Source organism: Vreelandella lionensis (assembly GCF_044543515.1).
GTDB lineage: Bacteria > Pseudomonadota > Gammaproteobacteria > Pseudomonadales > Halomonadaceae > Vreelandella > Vreelandella lionensis.
Genome location: NZ_JBITWC010000054.1, coordinates 1 through 1,256, shown reverse-complemented (window position 1 = coordinate 1,256; position 1,256 = coordinate 1). Strand labels below are relative to the sequence as shown.

General features: G+C 51.7%; 1 protein-coding gene. It reads left to right on the top strand.

The window, feature by feature from the left end; genetic code table 11:
* Positions 1–60: 60 nt before the first annotated feature.
* A protein-coding gene (locus tag ACIGG6_RS18245) for an IS3 family transposase (RefSeq protein ID WP_092490829.1) occupies positions 61–1,226 on the top strand; the annotation gives its coding sequence in 2 pieces (ribosomal slippage) (positions 61–322 and positions 322–1,226; 1,167 coding nt in all).
* Positions 1,227–1,256 lie beyond the last annotated feature (30 nt).

The following is a 1,256-nucleotide window of genomic DNA, read 5'->3' as shown; positions in this document are numbered from 1 at the left end:
TGATCTTGCCCAGTAACGATGGACATCTCAAGAATGTAATACACTGCAGTGAGGTGGACCATGGCAAGATCGACGACATCAATGAAGAAAAAATCCTATACCCGTTACTCAGAAGCTTACCGGCAAGAAGCGTTAGCACTCGCTGATCGCATTGGCGTTGCTGCAGCGGCTCGTGAATTGGGTCTACATTCGAGTCAGCTTTATCAGTGGCGTTCTAAGGTTCAGCAACAACAAGATACATCGGAGCGAGAGCGGTCACTAGCAGAAGAAAACGCTCGCCTGAAGCGACAGTTAGCCGAAGCCAATGAGGAGCTGGCCATCACAAAAAAGGCCGCGGTGTACTTTGCGAAGAGCCTGAAGTGAAGTACGCCTTTATCCATCGTCATCGCCAGGCTTTCAGTGTTCAGCGCATGTGCCATGTTGTTGGGGTCGCTCGAAGCGGCTACTACGCTTGGCGACAGCGCGAAGGAGGTCTGTCTCTAAAGCGCAGCCAGCAAGCCGTTCTCGATAAGCGTGTGGCTGCGGCGTTTCACCAACGTAAAGGCCGCTCAGGCGCCCCGAGATTAGCTCTAGACCTGCAAGATGACGGAATACCGGTGAATCGCAAGACCGTGGCTGCCAGCTTACAGCGACAAGGCCTGCGTGCTAAAGCTGCCCGTAAGTTCAAGGCCACCACAAACTCTCGACATTCGCTACCTGTTGCGCCAAACCTGCTAGAGCAAGACTTCAGGGCTTCAGCCCCTAATCAAAAGTGGGTGGGTGATATCACCTACTTGGCGACGGGTGAAGGTTGGCTTTATCTTGCTGTGCTAATTGATCTTTACTCTCGCAAAGTCGTTGGTTGGGCAATGAGCGAGCGTATGACGGCAGATCTTGTCTGTGATGCACTACAAATGGCGCTATGGAAACGTAAAATGCCAACAGGCGTGATCGTCCATTCAGATCGAGGTGGTCAGTACTGTTCGACGCTGTATCAGTCGCTACTGACGCGACATGAACTCAAGTGCAGTATGAGCGCGAAAGGCAACTGTTATGATAACGCCTGTGCCGAAAGCTTCTTTCACAGCCTCAAGGTGGAAGCGATCCACGGCGAGAACTTTAAAACGCGAGATATGATGAGACGCCAGGTGTTTGAATACATCGAACTGGACTACAACAAGCAACGACGGCACAGTGCTATAGGGATGATCAGCCCAGAGGCGTTTGAAGTCCGAATGATCGCTTAAACGAGTGTCCACTGTTGCTGGGTAAGATCA